The 13,116-nt window shown below is 38.6% G+C and carries 15 protein-coding genes and 1 other RNA gene; 4 read left to right on the forward strand and 12 right to left on the reverse strand.

Annotated elements, in window-relative coordinates; genetic code table 11:
• Nucleotides 1-54 precede the first annotated feature (54 nt).
• Nucleotides 55-1,062 carry an AI-2E family transporter gene (locus J2Y03_RS24780; protein WP_396954268.1) on the reverse strand — a complete coding sequence of 336 codons (1,008 nt, stop codon included), beginning with the start codon at nucleotides 1,060-1,062 and terminating at the stop codon, nucleotides 55-57.
• 226 nt (nucleotides 1,063-1,288) lie between these two features.
• Between J2Y03_RS24780 and J2Y03_RS24785 the strand changes: the two genes are divergently transcribed.
• Complete coding sequence (locus J2Y03_RS24785; RefSeq protein ID WP_310199469.1) at nucleotides 1,289-1,507, forward strand: hypothetical protein; 219 nt, start codon at nucleotides 1,289-1,291, stop codon at nucleotides 1,505-1,507.
• A 60-nt stretch (nucleotides 1,508-1,567) separates the two neighbouring features.
• A complete protein-coding gene (locus J2Y03_RS24790; RefSeq protein WP_310199471.1) occupies nucleotides 1,568-2,209 on the forward strand; it encodes a DUF2085 domain-containing protein in 642 nt (213 codons plus the stop codon).
• Between the two features lie 30 nt (nucleotides 2,210-2,239).
• Here J2Y03_RS24790 and J2Y03_RS24795 read toward each other — a convergent pair whose 3' ends face one another.
• The 3 genes from J2Y03_RS24795 to J2Y03_RS29060 are packed head-to-tail and all read right to left on the reverse strand — an operon-like array spanning nucleotide 2,240 to nucleotide 3,982.
• Nucleotides 2,240-2,578, reverse strand: coding sequence for a helix-turn-helix domain-containing protein (locus tag J2Y03_RS24795; protein ID WP_310199473.1), 339 nt, complete (start codon nucleotides 2,576-2,578; stop codon nucleotides 2,240-2,242).
• Nucleotides 2,579-2,605: 27 nt separating this feature from the next.
• The gene (locus J2Y03_RS24800; protein ID WP_310199475.1) at nucleotides 2,606-3,538 is read right to left on the reverse strand and encodes a type II secretion system F family protein; all 933 of its coding nucleotides are present in this window, start codon (nucleotides 3,536-3,538) and stop codon (nucleotides 2,606-2,608) included.
• Between the two features lie 3 nt (nucleotides 3,539-3,541).
• On the reverse strand, nucleotides 3,542-3,982 hold the full coding sequence (locus J2Y03_RS29060; RefSeq protein ID WP_396954263.1) for a type II secretion system F family protein: 441 nt from the start codon (nucleotides 3,980-3,982) through the stop codon (nucleotides 3,542-3,544).
• A 447-nt stretch (nucleotides 3,983-4,429) separates the two neighbouring features.
• Between J2Y03_RS29060 and J2Y03_RS24810 the strand changes: the two genes are divergently transcribed.
• On the forward strand, nucleotides 4,430-4,894 hold the full coding sequence (locus tag J2Y03_RS24810) for a hypothetical protein (protein ID WP_310199479.1): 465 nt from the start codon (nucleotides 4,430-4,432) through the stop codon (nucleotides 4,892-4,894).
• 62 nt (nucleotides 4,895-4,956) lie between these two features.
• Here J2Y03_RS24810 and J2Y03_RS24815 read toward each other — a convergent pair whose 3' ends face one another.
• From J2Y03_RS24815 to J2Y03_RS24825, 3 genes are read right to left on the reverse strand one after another with little or no spacing between them, the layout of a single operon-like run.
• The gene (locus J2Y03_RS24815) at nucleotides 4,957-5,325 is read right to left on the reverse strand and encodes a 2Fe-2S iron-sulfur cluster-binding protein (protein WP_310199481.1); all 369 of its coding nucleotides are present in this window, start codon (nucleotides 5,323-5,325) and stop codon (nucleotides 4,957-4,959) included.
• On the reverse strand, nucleotides 5,325-6,173 hold the full coding sequence (locus J2Y03_RS24820) for a family 1 encapsulin nanocompartment shell protein (RefSeq protein WP_310199482.1): 849 nt from the start codon (nucleotides 6,171-6,173) through the stop codon (nucleotides 5,325-5,327). The genes J2Y03_RS24815 and J2Y03_RS24820 overlap by 1 nt, the downstream gene beginning before the upstream one ends.
• Nucleotides 6,174-6,192: 19 nt before the next feature.
• Entirely contained in the window at nucleotides 6,193-6,762 is a 570-nt protein-coding gene (locus J2Y03_RS24825) for an IMEF encapsulin system ferritin-like cargo protein (protein WP_310199483.1), read from the reverse strand.
• A 163-nt stretch (nucleotides 6,763-6,925) separates the two neighbouring features.
• Here J2Y03_RS24825 and J2Y03_RS24830 point away from each other — a divergent pair, with 163 nt between their 5' ends.
• Nucleotides 6,926-7,600 (forward strand): spore coat protein, encoded by a 675-nt coding sequence (locus J2Y03_RS24830; RefSeq protein ID WP_310199484.1) that lies wholly within the window; start codon nucleotides 6,926-6,928, stop codon nucleotides 7,598-7,600.
• A gap of 391 nt (nucleotides 7,601-7,991) precedes the next feature.
• Here J2Y03_RS24830 and ssrA read toward each other — a convergent pair.
• From ssrA to secG, 5 genes are all read right to left on the reverse strand, one after another.
• Nucleotides 7,992-8,327: a transfer-messenger RNA gene (gene ssrA / locus J2Y03_RS24835) on the reverse strand.
• Between the two features lie 155 nt (nucleotides 8,328-8,482).
• On the reverse strand, nucleotides 8,483-8,950 hold the full coding sequence (gene smpB, locus J2Y03_RS24840) for an SsrA-binding protein SmpB (RefSeq protein WP_310199485.1): 468 nt from the start codon (nucleotides 8,948-8,950) through the stop codon (nucleotides 8,483-8,485).
• A 368-nt stretch (nucleotides 8,951-9,318) separates the two neighbouring features.
• A complete protein-coding gene (gene rnr / locus J2Y03_RS24845; protein ID WP_310199486.1) occupies nucleotides 9,319-11,664 on the reverse strand; it encodes a ribonuclease R in 2,346 nt (781 codons plus the stop codon).
• A gap of 20 nt (nucleotides 11,665-11,684) precedes the next feature.
• A complete protein-coding gene (locus tag J2Y03_RS24850; RefSeq protein WP_310199487.1) occupies nucleotides 11,685-12,431 on the reverse strand; it encodes an alpha/beta hydrolase in 747 nt (248 codons plus the stop codon).
• A 137-nt stretch (nucleotides 12,432-12,568) separates the two neighbouring features.
• Nucleotides 12,569-12,802 (reverse strand): preprotein translocase subunit SecG, encoded by a 234-nt coding sequence (gene secG, locus J2Y03_RS24855; protein ID WP_063252070.1) that lies wholly within the window; start codon nucleotides 12,800-12,802, stop codon nucleotides 12,569-12,571.
• Nucleotides 12,803-13,116: the final 314 nt, after the last annotated feature.

Genomic DNA, 13,116 nt, shown 5'->3' on the forward strand with positions numbered 1-13,116 from the left:
CATTAGTATTAACAGTACAAACAAACCCATTCTTTTAATAGAATGGGCTGCTGTTTATACTTTTTTTTGATCTGTTACTTCTAATACATCCAAGATGAAAACAAACACTGGAATACCAATGATTAAACCCCAAACTCCAAAAAAGTGTTCAGAAAAAATTAATACTAGGAATGTATAGAAAACAGGTAAATTTGTTTTGGAAGACATCAAATTTGGATTTAAAATATAGGCTTCGATTGCATGGATAATCATGATGGCGATAAATACATAAAGTACAGTCATGGCTCCACCAATACTATAACCTATAATGACAAGTGGAATAAGAGAAATAATTACACCCGCAACTGGTATCAATCCTAAGAAAAAGATCATAATGGAAAGTCCGCCAAGCTGTGGAAATCCAAATATCCAAAGGGCGATGGTTGTAAGTAAACAGTTTACGACAGCGATAATTAATTGTGCTTCAATTACTTTCCCGAATGTACCCGCAAATTTTGCTGAGAAAAACTCTATTTCTGCGTAAATAGATGCAATCTTACTCGTTTTGAATTTTCTCGTAAATTCAATTAAACGAGGTTTTTCTAATAAGAAGAACAGGCTCATTAGAAGTGCAATAAGTATTTGCAAGCTAAATGAACTAATATTTGTGAAATAGGAAATTACAAAGGTAAAACCTCTTTCCAAATAACTTGATACTTGTATTTCCTCAAGACGGCTAACTAAGTAATTTAATATGATATTGTCATGTTTTTTTGTATAGAAGGCAGTTATTTGCTTAATTAATGCAGCTATTTCACCAACAATCATTGGTAGATATTTAACAAGACCGTAGGAGAGAAGACCTACAATGGTGGAATAGGAAGCAATAACAAGAATCTTCCGGTTAATTGGAATTTTATGAGACAAGAAGATGACCAATCGGTCCATTAAAAAAGTAAAAATGAACGTAAATAAAATTAAGTTAATCATATCTTTTAGTCCATATAGAACTAATGCAAGTAAAACAAAGATTGATATTCTCTTAAAACCGCTGCTTTGAAGTAGTTTATTTATCATATTTATTTACCAAACCCCATTATTTGTCTTATGACTATGTATTAACTTTATTATAACAAATAAGTCCCTGAATGTTACTTTTAAGTCTGAATCTTTTTTAAAAAGATTCATTCAATCTTTAAGGAAATTTCTAAACGATAGACAGGCAAAAAATCCTACTTCTTTTCATACATATTCAAAGAGTGTGGAATTTACTTAATTAATGATTTTTACCCAAACGGAGGGGATTGATTTGTCGGGAGGTCAACGAGCACTTTTATATATTTTGTCTTTTATCATACCCGTTGTCGGGATCATTTTAGGGATTGTTTGGATGAACGATCAGGATATCGACAAGAAAACCGTTGGGAAAACATGTTTAATTGTCGGTATTGTTTCAATTGTTCTTAGTTGTATCTGTTGGTTTGCTGCTTCTGCACTGTCAATTGTCCCTGCTTTTATGACGTTTTAACAGTGATTAGAACCCAATTCACCAAATTGAATTGGGTTCTAAGTAATGGGAGTGATTTGGTTGTCGCATGAAATTTTTCATTTTTTTGGGAGAGCTATTTGTCATCAATTAGAAGAACGTTCACTCCTGGTTTCCGGGGAGGCACTCGCTGTATGTGCAAGAGATACTGGAATTTATATTGGTATTTTTTCTACACTCATTTATTTGCATTTTTTCAAACGGAGACAAAGCATTACGATACCTTCTATAAAAACAAGCTTTTTTCTCCTATTATTTCTTGTACCATTAATAGTCGATGGGTTGGGGTCCTATACACATCTGTTTGAATCAAGTAATCCGAGGCGTTTAATGACCGGCCTTGCCTTTGGTTTCGTCCTGCCTTATTTTATATATCCACTACTTTCGAAAGGATCCCTTGACCATAGGAGTGTGCCAGTACTAAGCAAGAGTATGGATTTATTGATTCCAATACTGTTAAGTGGTTTATTGGGTGGATTATTTTATTTAGGACAACCATCTCATTTAGTTCTGGATAGTTTTATTATTTTTTCAGTCATTGGTTGGTTTAGTCTTTTAGCTTCTTTTCTATTTCCGTTTATTCTTAGAATTGGTTTTAAGTGGGTTCTTTCCTTTATGGTCAGTTTAACTTTTCTTTCAATACTATCTATGGTACATGAATGGATGCTGTCCTTCACTCAATAAAAAATCCGCTCCCTGTATTGGAGCGGATTCTTATTCTGAATTAAGTGCATCAATTAATTCTTTTATTCGTTTTATTTTTTCAGGAGTTAATTGGTCCTCAGACAATTCTATCTCCACTTTAATTTTACTTTTTACTTGGGGTACCCCTTTACAAAATAATGGCGGGTCTTCTTGTTCCCTCCGAACTAACTCCTCAACTGCTATTTCAAACGTCTTTGCTAATTTCTCAAGTATAACTAAGCTTGGGTTCTTTTGAATATTTCGTTCTATTAAGCTTAAATATGACTTTGAAATGCCTGTCCGTTCACTTAGCTTACCTAAAGACATCCCTTTTTCAGTCCTCAAAATTTTGAGTTTACTACCGTCCATCGAACCCCTCCTAGATGTGATTTCATCCTAACCACCCAACCCCTTTGTAATCAGCGTGATGGCCAATGGCCCTAATATCACAATAAATAACGAAGGGAAGATGAAAAAAACCATTGGAAAAAGCATTTTTACTGGGGCCTTCATGGCCTGCTCGCGAGCTGCTTCACGTCGCTGTTCACGAACACGTACGGTTAGGTTTCCTAACACTTTTGCCATCCCAATCCCCAACTGATCTGCCTGAATTAGCGAGGTAATAACACTCTGAAAAGAATCTGAAGGAACACGTTTCCGGAGAGCATAAAAGGCCTCTCTTCTTGATTTACCTAGCTTCATATCCTCTAATGTTTGAAAAAACTCATTAGCCAATGGCCCTTTGATTTTTTTTGAAACTTCTACTAGTGCTAAATCTAATCCCATTCCTGCCTCTAGTAATAGATTTACGGTATCAAAGAAATCTGGCATCGAGACATTAATGGCTTTAATCCTTGCCGTCTTTTTCTTGCCAAGATAAAATACCGGGAGACGAAACCCAAGAAGTGCCAAAGTAAATGTTATCACCCAAGTTAACATTTTGTTATCTGAACTAGGGAGAATGAAAAACAAGAACGGTAAACTTATCCCTGCACTTAGTACAATTTGGAACAATCTGAAATCAATTGCTGATTTAAAAGGATAGCCAGCATCCCTAAGGAGTATGTCTAATTTTTTCCTCTCTGTTGCTGAAACCCTTTTATTCAACATTTCGGTTCCTTTATTCCAGTAGGGGTCTATAGACATTTTTATACTTTTTTTATTATCATCCTTTATTAAATCCTCTTTTTGCTTTTTTATCGGTTCAGCAAAATACTTATTCACTCGTTCATTAAAAGCAATTTGCTTTCTGAAGAACGTTAACAGTATTCCTGCTATTAAGGTTGTTGCAAACCCAGCTAACAAGAAAAGGAGAAGCATATCCAGCATTTCCTACACCTCAATTCGGATGATTTTTTGAATGATCACCCAGCCAATGATAATTGAAACTGAGCCCACGAACAGCAACGCCCATCCTAACGGATGCTCAAGCATGGGTGCAAAATATTCACTGTTTACTAGTGCTAAATATAAACCAAGCCCTACTGGCAATAAGGTAATAATCCAAGATGACATCCTGCCCTGTGCTGTTAATGTGTGCAATTCTTCTAAGATTCGAACTCTTCCCCTAATTGTATCTTCCATAGTCTCAAGCAAGTCAGCCAAGTTCCCTCCACTCCTTCTTTGTGCAAGGATGGCCCGTATGACAACTTCTAGTTCCTTATTGGCTCTTTTGTAAAATTTGTTACTTTTTATACTAAACAGCTTACATTGAGCATCAAGACCCTTGATTAAAGACAAATCTTTCTGGTCATCTATGTGATTTGTCCTCAAGACCCTCGATTAAAGACAAATCTTTGTGTTTACTCATGCGATTTGTCCTCAAGACCCTCGATTAAAGACAAATCTTTGTGATTACTCATGCGATTTGTCCCCAAGACCCTCTTTTAAAGACAAATCTTTGTGATCACTCATGCGATTTGTCCTCAAGACCCTTTATTAAAAACAAATCTTTGTGATCACTCATGCGATTTGTTCTCAAGACCCTTGATTAAAGACAAATCTTTCTCGTACTCATGCGATTTGTCCTCAAGACCCTCTTTTAAAGACAAATCTTTCTCGTCACTCATACGATTTGTCCTCAAGTCTCTTGATCGATCGATTTTCCATAATTTGATTTCAATGAACCGACATATTTGGTCATAAAATCCCATTGACAATGATTCTCATTATCCTTTAGAATAACTAATATAAACATCTTCGGAAATGGGGGATCATCATATGTTTAACATGCTATTTGGGTTAAAGGATATTCATACGGTTATTACTAATCAACGGAAAATTGGCGGTGCTGCAGAGGCAGATTCAATACGCCTTTCTTCTGGTGAAACCTACCTGAACCCTGTGTTTACAAATGTTGATTTCTCAAAAGGTCAATATGTCTCTGTTGGTTTTATCGATGAAGAGGGACAAAATATCATCGCCCATGTCGATCAAATCGCTGTTATAAAAGGTTTAGAGCATAAATTAATTTGTCAGCTTAATAACACTTATATTAAACAAATGTTGGTTCGTGACACATTGCAATACTTACAAAAGCTTTGTGAAGTGAATGCTGGCTTCGTGACTAAAACTTTCAAAAAAGAAGCACTAAGACTTGTTCAGGATATCAGTGTGAATGAATTACAAAAGCACAATATTTCACTCCCATTCCCGGTTGAAGAAAAAATTGTTAAGTTAGCCTAATAAAAAACGAGGTCCCATTCGGTGGGGGACCTCGTTTTTTTTTGCCGTTTTACCTTTCTAAATCAAACAATCTCTGCCTGACATGCCAAGCGGTATCCATTTGAAATTTTATTCTTCAACTTTTCAAACTCTCTCTCGTTTGGCTTAGATAATCCCGGACCTTGTAATACCGTGACTGCACATTGCCCACATGTTCCTTTGCGACATTTATACTGGATTGCCATTCCTTGACTAAGGGCAGCATCAAGAAGCTTTCCCTTTACGGGATGAATTTCGAATCTGCTGCCATTTTGCTCAATAATAATCTCAACTTGATGAGATTTTTCTCTCACTACTTGTTGTGATTTTTCGGTCAAAATAGGTGCCGAAGCTGGTTTTACCATCAGCCTTCCTGGAATGAGTGAGCCGACTGTAAATACACGGTTATTCATTACTCCCCCATAGATTCCAGGGTGCATATGGCAGAAGGACGCTTTATTCGTAAAACAACTGTCTCAAAAACACGGAAAGGATGATTCAATCCTTCCTCTCCTAAGTAAGCTGTTTCAAAATCCTCTGAAACCGCCAAATCTAAATTGTTTCGCCCTGTATTAACCAACACACCTGACTTCCCTTTTAAAACAGGAGACTGAAATACTCCATCGGTAACCAATTCACGAATATGTTCAATTTCTAATACATTTGTATCGCGATGAACTCGATGAACGAGTGAATAAAGCTGCGGTGATAGCACAAGTGCAAAAGGTCCATTGTGATTCATTTCAAGCAGCTTATTTCTTGCATCGACAATGTCCTGAAAGGCGTTCCCTGATTCATACCATTCCCCGGTCAAGTGCGTAATCCTGCCTGGCACATTCATTAAACCAGGAATGTCAAATTCCTTGGCACCATGAAATATCATCTGGTCCTCTAGAATCGCCACATCTCTTGCAGCATTAGCTGCCGGTGAAAAATCAATAGATATATCCAATACCTTGGCCTGCTCTAGGTCCCGCCAATATAATACAAAGTCTTTATAAAGTAATGGAATCGTATAGTTTACCCGTTTACTTGATTCAATATCGTAATCAAATGATCCCTGAAAATCCATTTTTGCTTCTAGGTTTTCGGAGAAAATGTCATTAAAGATACTTTGTACGCCTCTTCCCAGCGGACCATACAATTCAATAAAGCGCCGTCCTACCAATTGCCTCCGTGCGTTATCAATGACGGTTTGATCCAATTGTGCAAATTCTTGATTTGTTAACGGGGCGTCCGGGTATAATTGTGTTTTGTTCATTTGTCTATCCTCTCTTTTCTTAAATTAGGCTTCCAACCGTAAAACCCTTTTTCTGTTTAGGTGAAGTGAAATGTGTGCCCACTGTTGGATCAGATGTCCGGTCTAAATGGTCATGGTCCTCGTCGTGATACGCATGAGGATCTACATAATTGGTATCAAATCGACTATTAATTTCGATCAGCATTTGTTTTACCTGCTGGTAATCCTTATATGAAACTTCCCTTAAGCTATTTAATAGGCTGCTTCGCTCTGCATCTGTAAAGCGAAACAGTGCTAAATCTAGATGTTCGACGAAATTATGTAAACCGAATTTTTCAAGATTTAATTCCTGCAAAAGTCGATTAAATTCATTGTTTGTGGGAGAAAAATCTTTCTCGTCTTTTACTTGTTGAAATTTACTAATGAGCGGTATAAGTACGACTAAGCGGGATAGTCTTTGTTCTTCTTCTTCATAAATATGGTGATAATAAAGGCGCTCATGTTCATCTTCAGCATTTTGAATGACTGGTTCAAGCATATTCATAAACTTCTCAATCGCGTCTTTTGTGGTTGTAAAAATATGATAAAAAATCTTTAATTCTTCCTGCACTTTCTGCACCTCCTAATTCATACTACCCGTCATTATTGACGTTTAATTTCTTTTCTAAAACCTTTACATGACATTCTTTTAAACATATTGGTTTTAAGAATAACTCTGGTCAATTGATACATAATAACTATGGCTATTATCAAACAACTAGGAGGAAAAATATATGATGCAAAACCAGCAAGGACAACAAGGACAAATGCACCAAAACATGCATACAGGGAATGTACCTCCACAGCTTAATCATGGTGGTCATGAGGTCATTGACTTAAATGAAGTACTTGGGGCAGCAGTTGGCAGCCTGAATCAGTATATGTTGTTGCGTCAACATGTCAAAGACCCAGAATTGCTTGATATTCTCAATCGCCAATATAAATTTATGCAGGATGAGTACAACATCACCGTTGAGTGCTTTAGGACAGGACAAAATCCTTCCCATCCTACATCAAGGTATGAAATGAATCAGGGCAACGACTTTATTTATGGTATGAAGCCTGCACAGCCTAAGAAACCTTGGCAATCAGTATCTGAGATTAACGATGAATACATCTCAAGCTGTATGCTGGCAGCTTGTAAATCAGGCGCTTCTATGAAAACCATGGCAGCACTTGAAACAACGAATCCTGTAGTACGACGTGTGCTTGCTGATTCCGTACCAAATTGCATCGAGATGGGCTATGAACTTTCTATCTATCAAAATAAACATCATTACTATCAAGTACCACAGCTGGCTGAGGCCGACATGAATCATTACACAAATGCATTTGCACCTGCACAAGGAATGCCTATGGGACAAAATATGGGGCAAATGCAAATGCCAAACAACAATTTGCCGCATTAAAATCAAAAAGCTATCCATTCATTCATAATGAAGGATAGCTTTTTTTACAAATAAAAAAGACCAGCATCAGCTGATCTTGTTATCCACCTTATGTATGGTGGAGACGGCGGGACGTGCGTTTCCATGCTTTCGTCATGGCACTGACTATATCTTGAACCTGTATACTAACAGGTCCTTCGGCGTATTATGCGAAATATAATTTTTACCTCCAGCAGGCAGGATTTCGCATCCTAGTACTACCATTTAGAATGGCAGCCTATAAGTCGATACACGGCTGTTGGATTACTCCACATACCGCTCGGCATTGCCTTATCGCCATTTTGGCGACGTAGGTTTCACCGATAAAGCCGAATTTTCACTTATGTGTTACCACATAAGGCGACTAAGTTACTAATCGAACCCGCGTCCAAAGATATCGGCACTTAAGCTTCTACGAGTGTAGTCGACATATTGGCGCTTCGCTGATCCTTCTGCCTATCGACAGGCGTCCGGTCAGCTAGTCTGGTTGTGCTCTTCCTTCGCCCTCAGACGGTGGACTCCGGTGTAGCCTACTTAGAGTGAGTCCGCTACCCTACCACATAGGCGATGGAGGGGCGAACAGCTATGCAGTATTAAGCTGCGAAAGCTAGGTTGTTGTTAGTTTTGCCAGTTATAGGCGTTGACGTTTTAACGAGGCCGATCCCCTCGACTCGCAACCCAAGCTCGAACTACCCCTGTCGAATCCTTAGCGCCCCCATAATAAAATGTGCTGAAATCTAGTTAAAGATTTTAGCAAAGACGTAGGATGCTCAACAATAGTTTGAGCAAAAGTTTTATCGCGTATCTCAGCGACAAACTTATTATAACACACTGAGCGCATTTTTCAATTGTAAAGATTTGTAATTACATCTTTTGCCGCTCACGGAATGCACGCTCGATATCTCGACTTGCCTCTTTTTGTTTCAGGACTTCACGTTTATCATAATTCTTTTTACCCTTTGCAAGTCCTAATAAAACCTTTGCAAATCCATTTTTTAAATAGATTTTCAATGGAATTAGTGCGTATCCTGCTTCCCTTGTTTCTCCAAAAAGCTTATTAATTTCCCGTTTATGGAGCAAAAGCTTTCTTTGTCTCAAAGGATCATGATTAAAGCGGTTCCCTTGCTCATAGGGGCTTACGTGCATGTTTAATAAATGCATCTCACCATTATGAATTCTGGCATAGGAATCCTTTAAATTCACTTTGCCAGCACGAATTGATTTGATTTCTGTTCCTTGTAGTACAATACCAGCCTCGTATGTTTCTTCAATAAAGTAATCATGGTATGCCTTTTTATTTTGCGCAACCACTTTCCCTACACCTTTTGGCATGTCTCTCACCTCGTTATGGGTTAATTTTAGCAGAAAAGTGTAGTCATAACAATTGAAAGCAAGCACAAGGAAAAATACCTTTTTCATGAAAACATTCATAGTTACCGTAAATACTCACAAATTCGAATTTTGGGCACTATAAAACCCTATAGTTACCTAAACTCCTCACAAATCTTGATTACGGTCATTATAAAGCCTCTATAGTGACCCGAACTCCTCAAGAATCTTGATTACGGGCATTATAAAGCCTCTATAGTGACCCGAACTCCTGAAGAATCTTGATTACGGGCATTATAAAGCCCTTATAGTGCCCGAAACCCCATCAATCCAAGGTTTCGGGCATTATAAGGACCTGAATTAAAAAAATATTATCTCTTTTTATTTTTCCGCTTCGTGCTTTTGTTTTTTGGAACATTATCGTAAAACTTCTTTTTCTTTCTCGTACCCGAGCCCTGAGCAGCTGTTCCTTCGGTCTTTTGCCCGCGGCCTTCTTGAGCTTTATTGCGGCGCGGTTTTTTCGTATCGCTGCCCGTTTTAAATACCTTCGTAGTCTCTGTTCGCTCGCGGCGAGTCCCTTTCATTCCGACAATTTCAAAGTCGATAGAACGTTCATCCTTATTGACTTTTACCACGCGTACAGTGATTTCATCTCCGATTCGGAATACATTCCCTGTCCGCTCGCCAATCATCGCAAAATGGCGCTCGTCAAAACGATAGTAATCATCCGTCATATAGCTGACATGAACAAGACCTTCAATCGTATTTGGCAGCTCGACAAACATTCCAAAATTGGTCACTGAGCTGATAATACCGTCATACTCTTCGCCAATCTTGTCTTCCATGTATTCAGCTTTCTTCAGTTCATCTGTTTCACGTTCTGCATCAACTGACCGACGCTCCATCTTGGATGAATGCTGTGCAATTTCAGGCAACCTTACATTCCATTTTTCTCTTGTCGTTTCATCAAGTTTTCCTTCAATTAAATATGTCCGGATTAACCGATGGACAATCGTATCCGGATAACGTCGAATTGGCGATGTAAAATGGGTATAGAACTCTGTCGATAGACCAAAGTGTCCAAGGCTTTCAGGATCATATTTCGCCTGCTGCATCGACCTAAGCATAACCGTTGATATAACCATCTCTTCTGGCTTCCCTCGAACTTCCTCAATAATTTCCTGAAGTGCTCTTGGATGAACATCATTGGCCGACCCTTTGACAATGTAACCAAAGTTGGTGATAAATTCAAAAAACCTTCTCAGCTTGTCTTCCTTTGGATCCTCGTGGATACGGTAGATAAACGGTACTTCCATCCAGTGAAAGTGCTCAGCAACCGTCTCATTGGCGGCGAGCATAAATTCTTCAATTAATTTTTCCGCTACAGAACGTTCGCGAAGGACCACATCTAGTGGTTTACTCTCTTCATCTACCAAGACCTTTGATTCTTTAAAATCGAAATCAATTGCGCCACGCTTCATTCTCTTTTCGCGCAATATTTGTGCTAGTTCTTCCATTTGTTCAAACATTGGAACAAGGGATTCGTACCTGCTACGTGTTTCTTCATCTTTATCAACTAATATCTTATTAACATCGAAATAGGTCATTCTCTCCGTAGTTTTTATCACACTTTGAAAAATTTCATGATTAACAACTACGCCCTCCGAATTTATTTCCATATTACACGATAATACCAGTCGGTCAGCCTTTGGGTTTAAAGAACAAATTCCATTCGATAAACGATGTGGAATCATCGGAATAACCCTATCCACTAAATAAACACTCGTTGCCCGTTCTTCTGCCTCTAAGTCAATTGGCGTTCCTTCTTTTACATAGTAGCTGACATCTGCAATATGTACACCAAGCTTATAATTTCCATTATTAAGCTTCGTAACAGTTACGGCATCATCAAGGTCCTTTGCGTCGGCTCCATCGATCGTGACAATCGTTTCATTCCTTAAATCGCGGCGATTTGCCAATTCACTCTCATCAATCGTCTCAGGTGTTTCATTTGCCTGCTTTAATACCTCATCCGGGAAGGACATCGGCAGACCATGCTTATGAATAACGGATAGTATATCCACACCTGGATCATTTTTATGTCCAAGGACGGTAATAACTTCTCCTTCAGCACTTTTCCTGCCTTCTGGATAGGTGGTTAGCTTGACGACAACTTTATGACCTTCGACCGCACCTTTAGACGCTGATTTAGGGATAAAAATATCATTAGCAAACTTTTTATCATCCGGAATTACAAAACCAAAGCTTTTGCTTTCTACATAGGTACCAACAATCTGCTGAACTCCGCGCTCAAGGATTCGGATGATACTGCCTTCCCTGCGCTGTCCTGAACTTTCAGATGAAATCCGGGCAAGTACGGTGTCTCCATGCATTGCTGTATTGGTTTCGTTAGGCGGGATGAAAATATCATCCATTCCCGGCTCATCAGGAATAACGAACGCGAATCCCTTCGCATGTCCCGTTAATTTACCACGGATTAGGTTCATTTTTTGCGGTAGGCCGTAGCGGTTGCTGCGTGTACGGACCACTAGCCCTTTTTCTTCCATTTGAACGAGTGCTTTCACAAATTCCTTAAAATCGCTCGAATCGGCTATTCCAAATGCCGCTTCCAGTTCTTGAACCGTTAAAGGTTTGTAAGCCTCGTCCTTCATATATTGTAAAAGCTTATCAACATGCAGTTGAATATTATCTTCCAATAGAATCCCTCCTCAAAGGATTAATTTTGCCAATCTAATTTTTCTAAAAAGGCGTAAACATCTTCATGAAGCTGATCACGTTCTTTATCTAGCGTAATAACATGTCCTGATTCCTCGTACCACTTGATTTCTTTCACTACCGACTCAACTTCATTGTATATAATGTTTGCACTTTCAGTATTTATCATTTTGTCACGGCGAGCTTGAACCACAAATGACGGGGCATAAATCATATCTACATGGTTGCGGACATCTGAAATTAAAGATTGCAGCTCCTTTAAGGTCTGCATTGGCGTTTTCGCAAACTCATTCATTTCTATTTCGATTTGCTCTTCGGTTTTTCCTTCCCGCACCTTATATTCACGGGCATACTCGAGAATTCCTTGATACATGACTTCTTCACTTTTTATATACATAGGTGCACACATAGGGAAAATACCTTTTATAGGTACAGTGTAACCCAATTTCAAAGAAAATACGCCGCCGAGTGAAAGTCCGCCAACTGCTATTTCTTCATATCCTTGATTTTTCAAAAAATTGTAGCCATTTATGACATCCTGCCACCAATCTTCTGGACCAGTATGGACAAGCTCCTCTGGTGGAACACCATGTCCTTTATAATGGGGAGCATGACAGGTATATCCCCTTTTTTCTAAAAACCGTCCTAACATCCGAACATCTGCAGAACTACCTGTAAAACCGTGAAGCAATAGAACCGCGCGTTTTCCTCCTATAAACGTAAAAGGCTTTGGTGCAGCAATTTTCATAGTAAAAACTCCTTCAAATCAATAAAATCCATTATCTTAGTTTAAGCAAACAAATGGGTAACATTCCAGAAAAAAGCCTCCGATTTTTATGTAATAAAAAAACCTGACAATTAAGCCAGGTTTTTGAGCATTCTTTATTAAACTTCGAAGTATGCAACTAAGACTGCAAGGATAATGAAAAGAACGGCTAAAACAACTGTAATACGGTGTAGAATCAAGTCAAGTCCTCTTGCTTTTTGCTTACCGAATAATGTTTCAGCACCACCTGAAATGGCACCAGATAATCCAGCACTTTTACCTGATTGCAATAAAACAACAAGAATAAGTCCTATACTAACGATTACTAATAGTGTTACAACCAATGCGTGCATGTAGCTACCTCCTGTTAGTTCGTACATTTCACAGTATTTTTAATTTACCATAATATTGTCCTTTTAACAATACCAGTCTTTGTGTCAGCTTTGAGGAAATTACAGTGACCGAGTACCTTTTTATTTTCATGTTTGGGTCACTCCAGACCCTCTGCATTGACTCGAATTCAGTTTCTTCATGTTCTTCGGTCACTCCAGCACCTCTGCATTAACCCAAATGCAGTTTCTTCATGCTCTTCGGTCACTCCAGCACCTCTGCATTAACCCAAATGCAGTTTCTTCATGCTCTTCGGTCACTCTAGCACCTCTGCATG

It is taken from the genome of Neobacillus niacini (assembly GCF_031457145.1).
GTDB lineage: Bacteria > Bacillota > Bacilli > Bacillales > Cytobacillaceae > Neobacillus > Neobacillus niacini_J.

Bases quoted from the DNA above. Each gene is read 5' to 3' on its own strand.
- J2Y03_RS24850 (WP_310199487.1), bottom strand. From the start codon at position 12,431: ATGAAAATTGCTGCACCAAAGCCTTTTACGTTTATAGGAGGAAAACGC.
- smpB (WP_310199485.1), bottom strand. From the start codon at position 8,950: ATGCCAAAAGGTGTAGGGAAAGTGGTTGCGCAAAATAAAAAGGCATAC.
- J2Y03_RS24815 (WP_310199481.1), bottom strand. From the start codon at position 5,325: ATGAATAACCGTGTATTTACAGTCGGCTCACTCATTCCAGGAAGGCTG.
- J2Y03_RS24820 (WP_310199482.1), bottom strand. From the start codon at position 6,173: ATGAACAAAACACAATTATACCCGGACGCCCCGTTAACAAATCAAGAA.
- J2Y03_RS24810 (WP_310199479.1), top strand. From the start codon at position 4,430: ATGTTTAACATGCTATTTGGGTTAAAGGATATTCATACGGTTATTACT.
- J2Y03_RS24800 (WP_310199475.1), bottom strand. From the start codon at position 3,538: ATGCTGGATATGCTTCTCCTTTTCTTGTTAGCTGGGTTTGCAACAACC.
- secG (WP_063252070.1), bottom strand. From the start codon at position 12,802: ATGCACGCATTGGTTGTAACACTATTAGTAATCGTTAGTATAGGACTT.
- J2Y03_RS24830 (WP_310199484.1), top strand. From the start codon at position 6,926: ATGATGCAAAACCAGCAAGGACAACAAGGACAAATGCACCAAAACATG.
- J2Y03_RS24795 (WP_310199473.1), bottom strand. From the start codon at position 2,578: ATGGACGGTAGTAAACTCAAAATTTTGAGGACTGAAAAAGGGATGTCT.